At 61.0% G+C, this 16,185-nt stretch carries 14 protein-coding genes and 2 pseudogenes; 4 read left to right on the top strand and 12 right to left on the bottom strand.

Annotation, left to right across the window (positions count from 1 at the left end; all coding sequences use genetic code 11):
• Positions 1-58: 58 nt before the first annotated feature.
• From ACO06O_RS16030 to ACO06O_RS16070, 9 genes are read right to left on the bottom strand one after another with little or no spacing between them, the layout of a single operon-like run.
• A complete protein-coding gene (locus tag ACO06O_RS16030; RefSeq protein ID WP_421881908.1) occupies positions 59-1,000 on the bottom strand; it encodes a 3-hydroxyacyl-CoA dehydrogenase family protein in 942 nt (313 codons plus the stop codon).
• The gene (locus ACO06O_RS16035) at positions 997-2,019 is read right to left on the bottom strand and encodes an ABC transporter ATP-binding protein (RefSeq protein ID WP_421881910.1); all 1,023 of its coding nucleotides are present in this window, start codon (positions 2,017-2,019) and stop codon (positions 997-999) included. The genes ACO06O_RS16030 and ACO06O_RS16035 overlap by 4 nt, the downstream gene beginning before the upstream one ends.
• On the bottom strand, positions 2,016-3,044 hold the full coding sequence (locus ACO06O_RS16040; RefSeq protein WP_421881912.1) for an ABC transporter ATP-binding protein: 1,029 nt from the start codon (positions 3,042-3,044) through the stop codon (positions 2,016-2,018). The genes ACO06O_RS16035 and ACO06O_RS16040 overlap by 4 nt, the downstream gene beginning before the upstream one ends.
• The gene (locus tag ACO06O_RS16045) at positions 3,041-3,940 is read right to left on the bottom strand and encodes an ABC transporter permease (protein WP_421881915.1); all 900 of its coding nucleotides are present in this window, start codon (positions 3,938-3,940) and stop codon (positions 3,041-3,043) included. Before ACO06O_RS16045 ends, ACO06O_RS16040 begins: the two co-directional genes overlap by 4 nt.
• 5 nt (positions 3,941-3,945) lie before the next feature.
• Positions 3,946-4,899, bottom strand: coding sequence for an ABC transporter permease (locus ACO06O_RS16050; protein ID WP_421881918.1), 954 nt, complete (start codon positions 4,897-4,899; stop codon positions 3,946-3,948).
• A 4-nt stretch (positions 4,900-4,903) separates the two neighbouring features.
• Complete coding sequence (locus ACO06O_RS16055) at positions 4,904-6,445, bottom strand: amidase (RefSeq protein WP_421881921.1); 1,542 nt, start codon at positions 6,443-6,445, stop codon at positions 4,904-4,906.
• Between the two features lie 41 nt (positions 6,446-6,486).
• Positions 6,487-8,106, bottom strand: a complete 1,620-nt coding sequence (locus tag ACO06O_RS16060; protein ID WP_421881924.1) for an ABC transporter substrate-binding protein — start codon at positions 8,104-8,106, stop codon at positions 6,487-6,489.
• A gap of 60 nt (positions 8,107-8,166) precedes the next feature.
• Positions 8,167-9,396, bottom strand: coding sequence for a M24 family metallopeptidase (locus ACO06O_RS16065; RefSeq protein WP_421881927.1), 1,230 nt, complete (start codon positions 9,394-9,396; stop codon positions 8,167-8,169).
• Entirely contained in the window at positions 9,393-10,919 is a 1,527-nt protein-coding gene (locus ACO06O_RS16070; RefSeq protein ID WP_421881930.1) for an amidase, read from the bottom strand. Before ACO06O_RS16070 ends, ACO06O_RS16065 begins: the two co-directional genes overlap by 4 nt.
• Positions 10,920-10,998: 79 nt before the next feature.
• Here ACO06O_RS16070 and ACO06O_RS16075 point away from each other — a divergent pair, with 79 nt between their 5' ends.
• From ACO06O_RS16075 to ACO06O_RS16090, 4 genes and pseudogenes are all read left to right on the top strand, one after another.
• Positions 10,999-11,916: a LysR substrate-binding domain-containing protein gene (locus ACO06O_RS16075; protein ID WP_421881933.1), complete on the top strand. Its 918-nt coding sequence runs from the start codon at positions 10,999-11,001 to the stop codon at positions 11,914-11,916.
• Between the two features lie 175 nt (positions 11,917-12,091).
• Positions 12,092-12,595 carry a GNAT family N-acetyltransferase gene (locus ACO06O_RS16080; RefSeq protein WP_421881935.1) on the top strand — a complete coding sequence of 168 codons (504 nt, stop codon included), beginning with the start codon at positions 12,092-12,094 and terminating at the stop codon, positions 12,593-12,595.
• A 43-nt stretch (positions 12,596-12,638) separates the two neighbouring features.
• Positions 12,639-12,845 (top strand): annotated as a pseudogene (locus tag ACO06O_RS16085) (integrase core domain-containing protein); the annotation flags it as partial.
• A 106-nt stretch (positions 12,846-12,951) separates the two neighbouring features.
• Positions 12,952-13,227 (top strand): annotated as a pseudogene (locus ACO06O_RS16090) (transposase domain-containing protein); the annotation flags it as partial.
• A 196-nt stretch (positions 13,228-13,423) separates the two neighbouring features.
• On the opposite strand, the gene ACO06O_RS16095 reads toward ACO06O_RS16090, so the two are convergent.
• The 3 genes from ACO06O_RS16095 to ACO06O_RS16105 form a co-directional block, all read right to left on the bottom strand.
• Entirely contained in the window at positions 13,424-14,317 is an 894-nt protein-coding gene (locus ACO06O_RS16095; protein ID WP_421881938.1) for an alpha/beta fold hydrolase, read from the bottom strand.
• Positions 14,318-14,378: 61 nt separating this feature from the next.
• Positions 14,379-15,395, bottom strand: a complete 1,017-nt coding sequence (locus tag ACO06O_RS16100; protein ID WP_421881940.1) for a 2Fe-2S iron-sulfur cluster-binding protein — start codon at positions 15,393-15,395, stop codon at positions 14,379-14,381.
• Positions 15,396-15,412: 17 nt separating this feature from the next.
• On the bottom strand, positions 15,413-16,174 hold the full coding sequence (locus tag ACO06O_RS16105; protein WP_421881942.1) for a Phenylacetic acid catabolic protein: 762 nt from the start codon (positions 16,172-16,174) through the stop codon (positions 15,413-15,415).
• Positions 16,175-16,185 lie beyond the last annotated feature (11 nt).

Genomic DNA, 16,185 nt, shown 5'->3' on the forward strand with positions numbered 1-16,185 from the left:
TCCCCGTTCGCCGAAACCCTATGGCTCCGGCGCGCTACGGCTCACAATGTCGGCAGTGCTAGGGTTTGAGCGTTACGCCCTCCAGCGGCGAGCGTCTGAGCAATCGTGCGGCCTCTACGAGTATCTCGTTATAGGCGCGACGCACCGCGTCGGCCTGTTCCGGCGGCCATTGCCAGAATCCAGCACCGTTCTTCATGCCGTGACGCCCGTCATCGACCAGCTTCTGTAGACCCGGCGACGGCGTGGCGCTGGCGCACAAACCCGGATAGATCGTTCGCCCGGCCTCGAGCTGGGTGTCCAATCCGGCCATTTCCTTCTGCAGGATGGGGCCGGCGGCAACGTACCGGAAACCGAACCCGAAGCGCACCGCAGTGTCGACATCTTCCGGAGTAGCCAGACCTTCATCGATGACGGCAAAGGCCTCGCGCATCAAAGCGTGCTGAATTCGGTTCGCCAGGAAACCGGGCGTGTCGCGATTGACACGTACCGGCGCGCGGCCGACGGCACTCATACACGCGACCAGCCGGTCCATGACGGCATCGTCGGTTCGCTCGCCCTTCACCACCTCGACCAGCGGGACCAGATGGGCAGGCAGGAAGAAGTGCATGCCCGCCGTTCTTTCCGCGCCTTCCAGTCCTTCCGTGATGTCACTGATCCGGTAGCCGGATGCGTTCGAGACGACAGGCACACTCGATGGCGTGGCCTCCAGGACTTCGGTAAAGACCTTTCGTTTCAGTGCCAGATTCTCCGGCACGCATTCGATCACAAGGGCGGTCCGGTCCACCGCCACCTCGGCATAGGACCGGACGGTGCGCAGCACCCCCTTCGGCCCGGTTATGCCAAGCTGTTCAACGGCATTCTGTACGGCGGCTTGCCGTACCGCCGCCTCTTCCGGGTCGGGCTGCACGGCATCTACGTCGCATCCGTTGGCGATGAAGATCGCCGCGATGTCGGCGCCCATAACGCCCAGTCCGATTATGGTCACATGATCCGGTTTCAAATCAGCACTCCTTCATCGCTTGTCGCATTGTTCAGAGACCCGCCGTCCGGCGCATCGCGGATGTCCCAGCAAGCCGCCGTCCGGCCCGGGCGGTGAGTTCTTGTGACCGGGCGTTCGGCGCGGCACTTGTCCATCGCCCTGTCGCATCGCGGTGCAAAGGCACATCCGTCGCCAAGGTTCACCAGATCGGGTGGCGAGCCGGCGATGGTGGTCAACGGCGTCCGGTAGTCCTCCGGCCGGTCGGTCGATTGCAGAAGTCCGGTCGTGTAGGGATGCAGGGGATCGGCCATCATGGCCGCCACGGACGCCTCCTCGACGACCCGGCCGGCATACATGACGGCCAGCCTGTCAGAGATTTCGACCGCCACACCAACATCATGGGTCACGAAAATGACCGCCATATCGAGTTCGCGCTGCAGTTCCCGCAGCAGCAACAGAACCTGAATCTGGACCGTGGCGTCCAACGCCGTCGTCGGCTCGTCGGCCAGCAGCAGGCGCGGCTCGCAGGACAGCGCGAGCGCGATCATCGCGCGCTGGCGCATCCCGCCGGACATCTCATGCGGATAGGCCTTCAGTCGTTCCGTCGCCGACGGAATCTGGACGAGGTCGAGAAGGTCCCGCGCGCGGCGATAGGCGTCATGTTTCGAAATCGACCGGTGCCGCAGGATCGCCTCGGCGATCTGGTCGCCGATTGTGAAGACCGGATCCAGTGCCAGCATCGGTTCCTGAAAAACCATTGAGACCTCATCGCCGCGATAGGCACTCAAGGCCCGTGGCGACATCGCAAGCACGTCGCGGCCGCCGACCCTGACCGACCCTTCGATCGTGGTCGTCCTCGGCGGAAGCAGGCGCAGCAGACTACGCAGCATGACGCTCTTGCCCGACCCGGATTCGCCCAGAATTCCGAGTACTTCCCCCTGAGCCAGAGAAAGGTCGATACCGTTGACCGCCTGGATCGTGCCACGAGGTGTCTTGAAGCGGACCCGCAGGTCCTTCAATTCGACCAGCGGGGTGGTCATTGCACATCCTCCCCATCGGTCATTTTCAGGATGGCTTCGAAATGGTGGCAGGCAACCTGATGTCCATCGCCTAACCCGCTGTCTTCCAGCACAGGAGTTTCCGACGCGCAGCGCGCATCGGCATGCGGGCAACGGGTCCGGAAACGACAGCCGCTCGGCGGGTCGATCGGATTCGGCGGATCGCCGGTGATCGGCGCCATTTCCGTACGTCGGGCGGGATCGGCCGACGGCATCGCGGACAGCAGTGCCCGCGTATAGGGGTGACAAGGGGCGGTATACACATCCCGCGCCTCCCCGATCTCGATCACCCGGCCCAGATACATGACCAGAACTCGGTCGGAGAAATAGCGCACGATGTGAAGGTCGTGCGAGATGAAGATGTAGGTCAGCCCCAAGCGGCTCTTCAGTTCGCTCAGCAGATTGATCACCTGCGCCTCGACCGATTTGTCGAGTGCCGAGACCGCTTCGTCGAGGATCAGGATTTCGGGATCGAGCGCGAGCGCGCGGGCGATGTTCACACGCTGACGCTGTCCGCCCGACAATTCATGCGGATAGCGAGATCCGAACCTGTCCGCCGGCAGGCCGACCTGCTCCAGAATGGCACGGGTGCGTTCGCGCGCCTCCTCCCGCGACCGGCCCTGATGCCGGAGGCCGAAAGCAATCGTGTCCTGGATGGTCATCCGGGGATTCAGGGACGAGAACGAATCCTGGAACACCATCTGCAGCAGCTTGCGCATTTCCTTTACGGTCATGCCGCCGGGCGTCCCGACCGTACGATCTTTGATGCGGATTTGGCCGCCTGTCGGGTCCAGAAGCCGAATGAGAACACGGGCAAGCGTCGATTTCCCGCAGCCGGATTCACCGACAACACCGAGTGTTTCGCCGGGCCGGAGATCGAACGAAACCCCGTCAACCGCGTGAACCGCGCGTGGCCGTCCATTACTCTTCCGGCCCAGAACGAAATGCTTTTCCAAGTCCGCCACCTGCATGATCGGGCCGGCGGCCTGGCTTTGTATCTGCGTCATTGCTTTACATCCATTGCGCTGCGAATCCCGTCGGCCATCAGGTTGAAGCAGATCGAGGAAATGAAGACCAAAACCCCGGGCAGCGCCGCGACAAGCGGCTGCTGATAGATCGCGGTCCGCAGGGTATTGAGCATCAGGCCCCATTCCGGTTCCGGCGGTTTCGCGCCCAGACCCAGGAAGGAAAGGCCCGACGCCAGGATCATCGACACGGCCACCAGACTGGTCGCGTAGACGAAGACCGGTCCGAGGACATTCCCCAGTACATGTTCGCGAATGATCGAAATCGGACCGGCACCGGAGATCCGGGCCGCGTCGACATATTCCAGACTGCGGATTTGGGAAGTGACGCTTTCTGCCACACGCGCAATCGGCGCGATGAAGACAATTGTCAGGGATAGAACGGCGTTTTCGATACCCGCCCCCAGCGCCCCGGAAATCGCAACGGCCAGAAGAACTGACGGGAACGCGTAGAGGACGTCCATCATGCGCATGATGGCCATGTTCACCCGGCCGCCGACATACCCTGCGACGACCCCGAGAAGGCTGCCGATCACGAAGGCATTCAGGACGGGAAGAACCCCCATCATCAGCGACAGGCGCCCGCCATACATCAGCCGGGACAGGATATCGCGCCCCAACTCGTCCGTGCCAAGCAAATGCCCTTCCGTGCCGATCGGCTTGAGCCGCAGGAAGATGGAACTTTCATAAGGGTCGTGCGGCGCCAGGATCGGGGCAACAAGCGCCGACAGCCACAGCACGGCCAGCACCCCGAGACAAAACAGCGAGACCTTCTCCCGCAGGAAGCGGTGCAGTACGCGCCCCCAGTATCCCTGGTCCGCATATCCGGTTGAAGCGGCGACCTGAACGGCTGCGGATGCTTTATCGATATCGGTCATCGCCCTTATCCCCTCTTCATCCGCGGGTCGAGCCAGGCCTGGATCAGGTCGACGGCTAGGTTCAGACAGACAAAGATCATCGCCAGCGCCAGGATCGTTCCCTGGATGACCGGCAGGTCGCGCTGAAAGATCGCGTTGTTGAGCAGCAATCCGGAACCGGGCCATGCGAACACGGTCTCGATCAAAATCGATCCGCCAAGAAGATAGCCGAGCTGCAGTCCGGCCACGGCCAGGGCGGACGGGGCCGCGTTCTTGACGACATGGATGAATATCCGCCTTTCGCGAAGTCCCTTCGCACGCAGCGCATCCACAAATTCCTGCGCCAGAATGTCGGCGACGAGGGCCCGAACCGTACGGGTGATGATCCCGACCGGCACGACCGACATGGTAATCGAGGGCAGGATCGCATAGCGGATATGGTCCCAATCCCAGGCCCAGTCACTCATCGCCCCCGGTCCCCCGCCCATCGCCGGCAACCAGCGAAGCTCCACGGCGAAAACAATCACCAGGACAAGTCCGAGCCAGTAGTGCGGAATACAGACCCCGGCGATCGAAACCGTCGTGGCGAGCTTGTCGATCCAGCCGCCGCGAAAGTAGCCGGCGAGCAGCCCGAACAGAAATCCGGCCACGACCCCGACGACCGACGCAAAGAGCGCGAGGATAAGGCTGTTCTGAAGGGCCCCCGACAGTTCGACGAAGACGCTGCGGCCGGTCCCGATCGACACCCCCAGATTACCCTGGACGATCTGACCGAGCCACAGAACGAACTGGATCGGAAGCGGTTCATCCAGTCCGAAATCCCGCTTGACCTGGGCGACCACGTCCGGCGGCGTTTGCGGCGGCAGAATGGCGGTCAGCGGATCGCCCGGCGCGATATGCACCAGCGAAAAGCACAGCAGGCTGACCGCCAGTGCTATGGGGATCGTGAAGACGATCCGTTTGAACGTGTAACGCAGCATTCCCTTACTTTCCTTCAAACAATGGCGGCGCCTGCATCGGCAGCGACGTCTCGCAGGTTCCGGCAATTTCCAGAAGGTCGCAGTCCTGACTGTATGCCGCCGTAAGCATTGAGCCGACCGGCATACCTTCAGGTGTCAGACCGCACGGCAGCGAGATGCTGGGAAGACCGAACAGACTGGCAAACCGGACATAGGACGGTTTGTCGAAAGCCATCACCAGCGCCGCGTCGCAGCAATCCGGTGCAGCGATCGGCATGGTTGGCATGGCAATAACGTCGACCGCACGGAATGCCGCATCGACATGATGGCGGAGTTTCGTCCTGAGGGCCTGGGCCTGATCAACCAGATCCGGACCGAACAGGCCGCAGGACAGAATGCGATTACGCGCGGTTTGACCCAAAGAGTCTGGATCTGCCTGAAGAGCAGATCGCCAGGCCCGGTAGGTTTGCGCCCGGGCAAGGATCACATAGGCCGCGCTGAAATACTCCAGTGGCGGCAGATCTATCTCGCAGAACTCCACGGCATCGCTGTGCTGCGCCGCCAGTGCACCTTCGAATGCCCTGATGACATCTTCGGTCGCCGGCGCGTCCTTGCGATAGGCGTCCCGCCAAATCCCGATACGCCGGGGACCGCGCGCGGCTGTTTTTAGTCTTTCCGGTGCGGGTCCGGTCAGGGCGTCGAATGCGCGGGTGCAGGGTTCGACCTGCCGCGCCATCAATCCGATACTGTCGAAATCCGGCGACAAAGGCAGGCACCCCTCCATGGAGAAATGCCCCTTACTGGCCTTGTACCCGACCAGCCCGCACCAGGATGCCGGGCCCCGGGTCGATCCTCCAGTATCGGTACAGAGGGAAATGTCGCAAAGCCCGGCGGCGACGGCCGCTGCGGAACCCGAGGATGATCCCCCGGTATCGCGAGACATGTTCCAGGGATTTCTGGCGCGGGGAAACAGGGCTTCGGAGTCGTCCGTCTCGGCGATCGACAATTCCCAGCACACGGTCTTTCCGACGGGAACAGCGCCGGCGCCGGTCATTTCTGACACGAGCTTCGCGGATTTCTCAGCAATCCCGCCGTTTCGAAGCAGCCGGGAGTTGGCCCGGGTTGGGTGACCAGCCAGACCGAACACATCCTTGACCGTGAAGGTCATGCCGCCCAGCGCTCTCACAGGTCCCGCGCCACCGGACGCCTCTTCATCCAGACGGCGCGCCAGCTGACATGCCGTCTCGTCACATCTCTCGATAATCGCCCGAACGTCCGGATTCAGGGCATCGATCCTGGCAAGGGTTTGCCTCACCCTGTCCCCGTATCCTTTGAAGTCTCGGGGTTCGGCAGAGACGCTGCCGGACGATCCGGTTGAGGCGGGGCCTGCCGCGGCGGGGTCGAACGGGCGCTCGGCAAAGGGAGGCAACCCGAGCCTGTTTCCCCGTTCGACCACCACGGCGAGGCGATCGACGGCAGCGGCGGCAGAGATCATCTGACGTCTGGCATCCTCACAGGGGACCGTGGAGTCCGCCAGGACGTCGAGAAGGGAATCGATATCTGTCATGTGTGTCACCGCCATCGGATTCAGCCTCCTGGAATCCGCGATCAGTCCAGGGAAACCGTCGCCAGATCCTGCAGCCAGCTTTGCGCCGACACGAACCCCTTCACATTGGCGGCCATCGCCCGCGGGTTTGCGTCATGGACGACGAAAAGCCAGTAGGCCTGATCCACAAACCGTGCATGGAGTTTGGCCATCAGCTTGTCCTGCTCGGCCGGGTCGAACGTGACCCCGATCTGTTCGGACAGTTCGTCGATGACGGGATCGTTCACATGACCAAAGTTGATCCCGTTCGGCGCCGCGAAACCGCTGTCCAGCATCAGGATAAAACCGAAGAACGGATCGGTCGTGACCCAGCTGGAGTTGATACCGTCGACCCCTTTGTTCTCATCCGCCTTGGCACCGGCATTGCGGCGTGCCCGAAGCGCATTCCATTCCAGAACCTCGAAGTTCACCTTGAAGCCGACTTCGGACAGGGTCTGCTGAATGTATTCGTTCATCGGCAGCGGCAGCATCTGGCCGGAGCCCGATGCGGAGATGATGACATCGAGTTCGGCCGGATTCTCCGTGCTGTAACCAGCTTCCGCCATCAGTGCCCGCGCCGCATCCGGGTCGTATCGGATGTCGAATTCCGGATTGCCGAACCAGGGGCTTTCCGGTCCGACCGCGCCGACAGCCGGGTAGCCCAACCCGCCGACGAGTTCGACGATGCCCGCCCGGTCGACACCGAGGTTCAGCGCCTGGCGAACCCGCACGTCGTGCAGCGGAGACTCTTCCGTCGTGTTCAGCATCCAGGGCCAGACGTGAGGATACGGGCCCTTGGTGACGGTGAAGCCGGACTCGGCGATCCGTTCGACACTGTCCGGTGCCGGGGCCTCGATCCAGTCCACCTGACCCGAAAGAAGCGCTGCCGTACGGGCCGAGGCGTCCGGGATCGGGAGCAGGACCAGCCGATCGAGTTTCGGACGGCGCGCCGCATCCCAGTAGTCCGGGTTCGGCAGCAGTTCGAGGCGCTCGCGGGCAACGACGTCCTTCACCTTCCAGGGTCCGGTCCCGGACGGATCTGCCGAGAACGCGTCCCAGTCGGCGCCGACCGCATCCCAATGGGCCGGACTGGCGAAGAAGATTACCGTCAGACCATACGGGAACAGCGCGTCAGGCGATTTCGTCACGACCTCCAGCGTATGGTCGTCGACCGCACGGTAGCTTTCGACCCCGTTCAGGACGCCATAGCTTTGACCGGCCTGGCGCTCGTCATACTGCGGCGCATCCTTCTTAAGGATCTTGTCGAAATTCCAGATTGCAGCCTGCGCGTTCCAGTCGCTGCCGTCATGGAACTTGACCCCCTTACGCAGGTTGAAGGTCCATACCCGACGATCGTCCGGATTCGTCGACCAGCTTTCGGCCAGGCCGCCGACCAACGGAGACGGACGATCGACGGAGGTCAGATCCCAGGCGATCAGAGAATCGAAGATCGTGATCCCCGCGAACCGATGGCCTTCGGCGCCCCCGTTCGGTTGACCGTTTGTCGTCGGAATGTCCGACATGGTCATGGCCACGCGTAAGACGTCTTCCGCCTGCGCATTCAACGTCCACAATCCGGCGGATACGGCCGCGACAGCAGCGGTCTTTGCCGCCTTCGCGCAGAACTTCCTTAACTGTCCCATCACATTTCTCCCAATTCCAAAGTTTAGCCTGAAAGGCTCGAAAAAACCCAACGGATCGCACTAACCTGTCGGATTCCACCATTGCGCGGTGTTCTGGTTCAGCGTCTCGGCGCCGTCATCGGTGATCAGGATCGTGTTTTCGACACAGGCCGTTCCGAACCCGTGGCGCACCAACATCGGCTCGAGCGAGAACAGTTCGCCCGGACGCAGAGATTTCTCATCGCCCGGTACGAAGCGGGGCGGCAGGAACAGTGCCGTTCCGACGCCATGGGCTCGGAAGTAATAGTCCTGAGAAAATCCATACTCCGACGCCACGGCAAAGGCGGCGTCATCCAAAGCGGATTGCGGCACGCCCGGCCCCGCGACAGTCGCGGCGGCGGCGGTCATTTCGACACAGGCCTCTAGAAACGCGCGCTGAAGATCCGACGGTGTGCCTAGAACGCCGCTGCGCGCGTTGTCCGTCATATAGCCATCGAGAACCATACCGATATCGATGAAGAACATATCGCCGTCACGAGCGACGTAGTCGGTCGGACTGGCATGTTTCAAACCGGTCCGTTCGCCGGCGGTCAGAGCCAGCGGAAAAGAGGGCCCCTCCGCCCCCAGGCGCATCATTTCGCCATAGGCAAGGCCGGCCAGTTCGTTCTCACTGACCCCGGCGCGGAGATTTCTCAATACGACGTCCAGCACCCGGTCCGCCGCGACATTGGCACGTCTTAGCAGCGCAATCTCCGCGGTGCTTTTAACCGCCATAATGTCCGCGACCTCGGCACCGAGATCCCGAAAACAGACCCCGGGATGGGCTGCGTGCAGTGCCCTCAAGAGGGCGGCAGGAACCGAACCGCATGTTGCAATCGAGGCGCCGTCCGTCCGGTAGTCAGCAATCAGATCGGTCGTCAGTTCTTCCAACGGCTTGGCGTTCGGCAGATAGCGCCTGTTCCCGGTCGGACGCACATCCTCGACACAGGTCATCCAGACGCCGGACTGCATCGGTTCCGACCGCATCAGAGAATTCGTGGCCAGAGCGATTTCGCCCTTCCGGTTCAACACGACGACGGTATCGCCGACATAGCTTTCGAAATTCGTCAGATAGCGGATGAACCCGGAATCACCCGGACGACCAACCACGACCAGCACACCGATATCGAATGCGTCGAGGATCGCCCCGACACGCTGCCAGCGCGCTGCATATTCTTCGCGCGTGAAGGGCATCCGAAGATAGGGGGCCCGGCTCTGCAGGTCATGCGGCACACGCCCCCAGGCGGGACGCGTCATCGTATCCATTGTCATCTAACAGGGTTCCGTTTTGTCGATTGGGAAGGATCGGTTTCGGTCTTTGCCGTCGGGTTTGTTACCGGCATGACGGGAGACCTGGCATGCGCGGCTTCCAGTTGCGCGGCCAAAGCGAGAAGGACGGCTTCATCGCCATAGCGCCCCAAAAGCTGGATACCGACCGGCAGACCGTCCGGTGTGCGACCGAGAGGCAGCGAGACCGCGGGGGCCCCCGTCACATTGGCCAGCGTCGTATAGGATGTCTGATCGAGGAATCTCTCATAGACTTCCGGAGCGCCATGGCGTTGCGCATCAAAGTGTCCGAGCTCCGGCACACCGCCCGGCGTCGTCAGCGACATCACCACGTCGATGTTCCGGCTTTCCATCCAGCCAAAGAACCGCCGCGCCGTGCGCTGCATCGCTTCGACCGCCAGCACCAGATCGATTGCCTCGGTCTGCGATGCCAGCGCGTAGAGATGCCGATTGAAGGGATCGAGGCGCTGCTGCAAGGACGCCCCCTGGCGAACCTCCACCGCCCGGATCGAACGGCCGACACTGACTGGCCAAATCCTTCGATAGTCCGCGCGGTACGCCATAGGGTCGAATTCCAGGAATGTTCGGTCGCATCGATGACCGAGCCTTTCGCAATGTGCGGCTGCGCCGCGCAGGATCGAGAGGCAATCCGCATCCGATGCAGCGCCTGCGAACGCGTCCTCGACGACGGCGACGCCGACCGGCCCTAGCGGCGCATCGATCGCGTCCAGGAAGGTGCCATGCGGCGGCGGTGCTATGCAGCTGTCGCCGGGCGCGGGTCCTGCCAGAATGTCCAGGAAGGCAGCGCTGTCGCGTACGGTTCTGGTCAGTACCCCTTCGGACATGCCGCCGTTGACGGTTTCACCGAGTACCGGCTGAAGGGTGATCCGCCCGCGAGACGGCTTCAGGCCGACAAGGCCGCAATAGGCCGCCGGTATGCGGATCGATCCGGCACCGTCGCTGCCATGAGCCGCCGGTACGATCCCGGCCGCGACCGCCGCGGCGGAACCGCCACTGGATCCACCGGCACTGCGGGTCTTGTCCAACGGATTCGGCGTGCTGCCAAAGGCACCGTTCTCGGTGGTCGCGAGAGAATTAAAGGGGGGACAGTTGGTCTTGCCAAAGATCTGAAGGCCTGCCGCCTTGAGACGCGTTACGAGAACCGAATCCTCCTTCGCCACATCGGAGTCATAAAATCCGGTCCCGTTGCTGGTCGGCGCGCCGCGCAGTGTGGCGAAGGCGTCCTTGAGCAGGAACGGGACCCCCCAGACCGGCACATTGCGATCGGCGTCCGCGAAGGACCGCTCATCCACGTCCACGAATCGGGTAATGCAATTTAGTTCGGAATTGAGCTCGTAAGCGGCCGACCGGGCATTATCGAGCGCCCGACCTGGCGACACTTCGCCGGTGCGCAATTGTCGGCCGAGTTCGATCGCATCCGGCTCTGGCCTGCAATCTCTCCCGGTCCGGGCCACCGACCCCGCGACGCTATGTGCTTGCGTTTCCATGTCGCCATTCTTCGATTGCGACAGTTTGGAAACAAATGATAAAAAACTGTAATCTATAATTTAAAGTTATGATTTGACCATGAGCTACTGGACCCTTCCGCCCTTGAATCCACTGCGCGCCTTTGAGGCCACCGCCCGACTTGGGACGATGACAAGCGCGGCGGAGGAACTGAACGTCACGCAGGTTGCAATCAGCCGACAGGTTGCAAATCTTGAGAAGTCCATGCGTACCAAGCTGTTCTCTCGCAAGAGCCGCACCCTCCAGTTGACCCCGTCCGGGGAGATGCTGCTGGTAACCGTCACCCGCTGCTTTCGCGAGCTTCACCAGGCAGCGGAGGCGATCAATTCCGGCCCCGAACGCCATGTTCTTAAAATCTGTGGCTATACAAACTTCACAATGCGCTGGCTTATTCCGCGCCTGAAGGATTTTCATGGCCGCTATTCGGATATCGACATCCAGCTGACCTCCTCCATGGAAACCGTCGATTTCGACCGCTCCCAATTCGACGCCGCGATCCGCAGTGGAACCGGGGATTGGCCGAACTGGGATTGCGTCGAACTCGCGCCGATCGAGTTCATTCCGGTCTGCAGCCCCCAAATGGCGGGCGAGCTAGCGGCCGCCGGAATAGGGGGATTAGCGAAGACACGCTTGCTGCACTCGCTTGCCAGACGGAACGACTGGCGGATCTGGCTGAACACGATGGGGGTTGAAGGGATCGATCCGAAATCCGGGATCTTCTTCGACAATGGCAGCCTCGCTTACGAGGCGGCGCACGAAGGAATCGGGGTCGCGATTGCGCAGAGGGTTCTTGTCCTGGACGACCTTCGGGCCGGCCGTCTGGCTGCCCCGTTCCCGACCGCCGTCCCCAGCGGCGAAAGCTACTGGTTCGTGAGCCCGCAGGCCAACCGATCCCGCAAACTCCTGGTCTTTAGAAACTGGCTGGCGGAGGCCAGTCGGGACGCATTCGATTCCATCAACCTTCAGCCATTGGCCTGACCCTCATCAGTGGTCCTACGTGTCAGCATTGCTGACGTCCGACCCAGATCTGCGAAAGTCCGTTTAGGGTCAGCTGTGCCCCTGGTTCCGACCCTCCTTCGCCGACGGCCGTTAGCCAGAAGGAGACGCATTCGATCCGTGCTTTGCGGTTAGTTTAAAACTATGTTCATCGCCTATGGCAGAACTATCCGACTGCAAAACTAGCGAAGTTGTCCCGTTCTCGGCCGAAGCATCAGTTGCCGCAAAGTGGCTGAATGTGGGCTTTGGCGCGGATATGGGATACAGCCTGTCGGAGACTGAGGACTGGTGTAACCACCTCGCCCAGGCGGAATCAGAAACACTGATGATTTCGAAGATTGGGCATCGCATCGTAGGCACAGTCGTTGTTTGCGAATGCGATTTGGAGGGGTACGAGCACCTCACTCCCTGGCTCTCCAGCCTGTTCGTGCCAGAGGCGGATCGCGGCAACGGTATCGGTGCGTTGCTCGCAAGAGAAGCAACGGATTGGGCAAGCGGACAGAACCATGCAGACCTGTATCTGTACGCCAAAATGGGAAGGCTGATCCCTTACTACAAAAGTTTGGGCTGGCATATTATGGAGGACATTCAGGTTCACGGCGAAGCGTTCCAGATCATGAGGAAGTCTCTCGCACCTAATTCCCGGGACGAATTCAGCTAAGTCCGAAGAGGGCAGGGCAGCGAGCCAGACCAGACGCTATTGTGTGCAATTTGGAACGGTCATTTCGGTCCAAACCGTGTCAAAGGTTTCAGACAATACCGACTTCGTGAGGGAGACCACCAGGGACAGTCATAAATTCTATACGCTTCATGAAGCACAGGTGCTGATCGAGTACTGGCGAGTCCACTATAACACCCAGCGACCGCACAGCTCGCTTGGGTATCGTCCGTCTCCTCCGCAGGCGATACTGCCAAGCCCTGTCGGTCCGCCCGACGCTTCGCTCCAGGCGGCCCAACAGGGCACCCGAATGCGTCCGACTCTAACAATCGGGTTGGACCACTAGTGCGGGGCAGGCCATTGAAGATGGGCGCGTCGACCTCGACAACACCCCCCTGGAGCGCGCCATCCGGCCCGTGGCTCTCGGACGAAAGAACCATCTCTTCGCCGGTTCCGATGGCGGCGCGGCACGGTGGGCGACCTTCGTCTCCCTGATCGAAACCGCCAGACTCAACAATGTAGAGCCCTACGCCTACCTCAAGGATGTTCTCGAACGTATGCCCGAAGGCCATCCTGTGAACCGCGTTGACGAACTCCTACCCTGGAACTGGTCACCTCCCGCGACCAACGATTAAGCTGCGCGCGAGAAATGGACGCTTGCGAACGAAAAACCGCGTGTCCGTATCGATAGAGGAACACTATCAACTGGTTTGAATGCAACCGCCCGCACACTTTTCTAAGGTGTTCGATAATTTGGGCATCGACCTTGTGAACACGCGTCCCCAAAAAACGTGCGGCACATACACGCCGCACCTGAAGATATGTGGAATACTAGAGATTTTTCGACCTCAGCTCAGGACACTGCAGGCTCCCTGCAAGGGCCTCAAGGGTAGCTTCGTAACACAAAGCGGGTTGCTCTATTTGGAGAAAATGCGTTGTCCCGGGGATACTGCAATAGGGTAAGCGGGCTTCCTCAGCCACGGCCTCGCAGATGCCGGCCGAGGGTAGTTGGTTTTCCACTTCCGGGTCCGCACCGATGATCGATACAGGCGTATCCAGCGGCCGACAGAGCGCTGTCCAAACCGTCAGGTCGTTATTTGTTTGGTAGATACGCGCTTCGAGTTCGCGCGGACAGCTAAGTTCCCAGGAACCCGTCCGCTCATCGTGGTGCAGCGTAGCTTCGGCCAATTGTTCGGCCGCGCCGGGCATCCATCCTCGAAATTCCGGGCGCCGCTTAAACTGCTCGGCCAGAAGTGTGGGGCTGTCGTAATGTGTCGGACGGCGCTTGGCACGCCGGACCATGTCGTCCATGTGCTCATCCTCGACCGGTTGCAGCGGATGACCGTTGCGCGGATAGATCGGCGGATCGAACAGGATAAGAGAGTCCCAGCGTCCCGGAAAGCGGTCCGCATGTAGAACCGCCGTCACCGCCGACAGGGAATGAAACACGCCAGATGCTGGTTTGACGCCGAACTGCCCGTCGATAGCGTCGCGAAGCTCCTCGAAATCGAGCACGAAACGCTGCCAATTATGGGCGCTCGCTTCGTGCGGCGGGTTTTCGCCGTGATTTCGAATATCGAACAGAATAACGTCGTACTCATCGAGAAATTGGCGCCAGAAAGACACATAGCCTTGAATCGCCAAGCCGTTGCCATGCGACATGACAAGGCGCGGCCCAGCGGCATTGCCGTGTCTACGCAGGTGGATGACCGCACCGTCGGACATTGTCGCCCGGTGCAACTCTGCGGGAGACAGAATTTCTCTCCACCCGGCGCCCTCCCTGGCTTCAGCGTTTTGCGGGCAAGAACTTGTCATAAAAGATATCCTCTTTTTCCATTCCCTTGGCCAAAAGCACTTCTATCGCCGCGTCGATCATAGGGGCCGGTCCGCAGAGATACGCCTCGGCGCCGAACACCTCGCCGCCAAGTTCCTGGTCGAGCAATTCGGTTATGTTTCCGCGAAACGCTTCAACGAGACAGTCTTCGGATTCCTCTGACAAGGAGGGGAAAAAACGAAAATCCGGAAGCGTTGCGCGCCACCGTTCGGCATCATCCTTACAATAAAGCGTATCCGCAGTGCGGGCACCGTAGAACAGGCGGACCGGTCGTTTGTCCTTCTCGCTTATCGCGGCGTCCAAGATGGCCCGAACGGGGGCGAAGCCCGTTCCGCCCGCAACAAAAATGGCGGGCCTGTGGGAATTGCCGCTCAAGGCGAAATGCCCGAATGGCCCCGTAATCTCCAGCACGTCGCCGACACGCAATCTATCGCGGACGAAGTTGCTGGCGATGCCATCGGGATGGATACGGATATGGAATCTCAAGATTTCGCGACCCGGGGCGCTCGCCGCCGAAAAGGTGCGCCTGACGCCGTTCGTCGGGATCGTCCAATCGAAATATTGGCCGGCCTGAAAATCGACCGGGGACGGTGGCAGGACCGTCACTTCGACGATCTCGCGACCGTGCCAGACAATCTCCTCCACCAGGGCATTGAAGGTTTCGACGGCGGCCACGGGTTTGTCATTGTGTAGCGGAACATCGATTTCCAGGTCGCTGCGCGGAAAGCACAGGCAGGTCAGGATGTCGCCGCGCTGCCGGTCCACGTCATTGAAAATGGCTGGGTCGGCGCCGGGAATTTCTTCGACCGATCCCGTTAGGAGCCGGGCCCGGCATTCTCCGCATTCGCCGGAACGGCAGTTATAGGGTACCGGCGCCCCCGTCGCGATGCAGGCATCGAGGATAGTGGTGCCGCGATCGCAGGAAGCGACGATGTCGCTTCCTGCAATAGAAACGGAGAATTCACTCACCGCGCGATGTCCTCCGCTCAAGCCGCCACCGTTTCCCGGCGGGTGCCGGCGGCATCCAGGAAGCCGTCGATGGACTCCGGGATATCGATGCCCCAATCCTTGGTGATGAAAGCGCGAACCTGATCGTAGTAGATTTGCTTCATTTCCCGGTTCGACTGGGTCTTGATGCCCCAGTAGCGGTAGCGCTCGTTCGTATGGGATTCATCGGCGCCGAAAGACGAGAGGCCGACGGGAAGCCATTTCCAGACCGCCTGTTCGACGAGTTTGCGCCCCTCCTTACCGCGCGCCAACAGGTCCTTCACACCGTCCATGCCGAAGCCGACATGGCCATATTCTTCGTTCAAGGTCTTTTGGCTGGCCTCCCGGAAAGGCTGGTAGGGGGATTTGATGAAATGGCGGAACTGATGCGCCGCCGCACGGTCGACCAACGCTAGAAAGACCATCTGATCAGTCCATGTGTCGATCGACGTATCGAAGGTCGTCAGATGGGCCTTGTCCGCACAGACTTCGTTCCAATCGAGGTCGAGGTCGTCGAGCAGTTCGCGATAGCGGATGTGGTGGCCGTATTCCTCCATCACCGTTTTCGCCATACGCATCTTGTTGTTCGGATCTGGCGCGCGGAGGATGCTTTCTTCGAATTTATCGGCGCCGACTTCCTCGCTGACCACATGAATCGCGATCAGGTTGAGCTGCAGTTCCTGAAATTCCTTGTCCTGGGTCCGGAAATTGTCCGGGGTGACATTGCCGATACCGGCTTCTCCGAAAATTTGGTTTTGCATGACTTGTCTCC

It is taken from the genome of Pacificispira sp. (genome assembly GCF_965228185.1).
Taxonomy (GTDB): domain Bacteria; phylum Pseudomonadota; class Alphaproteobacteria; order UBA8366; family Aestuariispiraceae; genus Pacificispira.